At 62.2% G+C, this 1732-nt stretch carries 1 protein-coding gene; it reads right to left on the bottom strand.

All coding sequences use genetic code 11. The features are described from left to right. Nucleotides 1-114: 114 nt before the first annotated feature. Entirely contained in the window at nucleotides 115-1566 is a 1452-nt protein-coding gene (gene pyk, locus OC610_RS26925) for a pyruvate kinase (RefSeq protein ID WP_030140842.1), read from the bottom strand. Nucleotides 1567-1732 lie beyond the last annotated feature (166 nt).

The following is a 1732-nucleotide window of genomic DNA, read 5'->3' on the forward strand; positions in this document are numbered from 1 at the left end:
GTGGGAGCGAGCTTGCTCGCGATAGCGCCAGCCCAAACACTGCATTCCCAAAAGCACAAACCAAAAAGCCCCGCCATTCACATGGCGGGGCTTTTGTTTTTCAGCAGCCGATCATCAAACCATCGGGTCGCCAACGTGCAGGATCTTCATCCCGTTGGTGCCGCCGGTGGTGTGGTAGCTGTCGCCCTTGGTCAGGATGACCCAGTCGCCTTTTTCCACGACGCCGCGCTTGGTCAGTTCGTCGATGGCTTTCTGGCTGACTTCGTGCGGCTCCAGCGAAGCCGGGTCGAACGGAATCGTGTACACGCCACGGAACATCGCGGCGCGCGCCTGGGCTTCGCGGTGCGGGGTGAAGGCGTAGATCGGCACCGAGGAGCGGATGCGCGACATGATCAGCGGGGTGTAGCCACTTTCGGTCAGGGCGATGATCGCCTTCACGCCCGGGAAGTGGTTGGCGGTGTACATGGTCGCCAGCGCGATGCTTTCGTCGCAGCGGCTGAACTCCTTGCCGATGCGGTGGCTGGAGGTCTTGCCGGTCGGATGCTTTTCAGCGCCGATGCAGATACGTGCCATGGCCTGTACCGCTTCGAGCGGGTAGAGGCCGGCGGCGCTTTCGGCCGAGAGCATGACCGCGTCGGTGTAGTCCAGCACGGCGTTGGCTACGTCGGACACTTCGGCGCGGGTCGGCATCGGGTTCTGGATCATCGACTCCATCATCTGGGTCGCGACGATCACCGCTTTGTTGTGGCGGCGTGCGTGCAGGATGATCTTCTTCTGGATGCCCACCAGCTCGGCGTCGCCGATTTCCACGCCCAGGTCGCCACGGGCCACCATCACGGCGTCGGACGCCTTGATCAGGCCGTCGAGGGTTTCGTCGTCGGCCACGGCTTCGGCGCGTTCGATCTTGGCCACCAGCCAGGCGGTGCCGCCGGCTTCGTCGCGCAGTTGACGGGCGTATTCCATGTCTGCGGCGTCACGGGGGAAGGATACCGCCAGGTAGTCGACTTCCATTTCCGCGGCCAGCTTGATGTCGGCCTTGTCTTTCTCGGTCAGGGCCGGAGCGGTCAGGCCGCCACCGCGACGGTTGATGCCTTTATGGTCCGACAGCGGGCCGCCGATGGTCACGACGCAGTGCAGTTCGGTGGCGGTGGCGGTTTCGACGCGCATCACCACGCGGCCGTCGTCGAGCAGCAGCTCGTCGCCTACGCCGCAGTCCTTGACCAGGTCCGGGTAGTCGATGCCGACCACTTGCTGGTTGCCTTCGGTCAGCGGGTGGCTGGTGGAAAAGGTGAACTTGTCACCGATCTTCAATTCGATGCGCTTGTTGGCGAATTTGGCGATGCGGATCTTCGGGCCTTGCAGGTCGCCCAGCAGGGCAACGAAGCGGCCGTGCTTGGCGGCGAGGTCGCGCACCAGCTTGGCACGAGCCTTGTGCTCGTCGGGGGTGCCGTGGGAGAAGTTCAGGCGGGCAACGTCCAGGCCAGCCAGAATCAGCTGTTCGAGAACTTCCGGCGAGTTACTGGCCGGGCCAAGGGTAGCGACGATTTTGGTGCGACGGACGGACATGCAGGACTCCTCAAGTTCAAGCGCCAGCGAAGGCTACTATGGTCTTTGGGTGTAGTCATTGTTCAAGTGCACTACTTATTCGTTTCTTTTTCGAAATGAACATTCCTGAAAATTTTTGCGCCTCTAATTGCCGAACATCGCTTTTGTGGCGAGGGCGCTTGCTCCC

The organism is Pseudomonas agronomica, assembly GCF_025917275.1.
GTDB lineage: Bacteria > Pseudomonadota > Gammaproteobacteria > Pseudomonadales > Pseudomonadaceae > Aquipseudomonas > Aquipseudomonas agronomica.

Coding starts and splice junctions, on each gene's coding strand:
- pyk (WP_030140842.1), bottom strand. CDS start 1,566: ATGTCCGTCCGTCGCACCAAAATCGTCGCTACCCTTGGCCCGGCCAGT.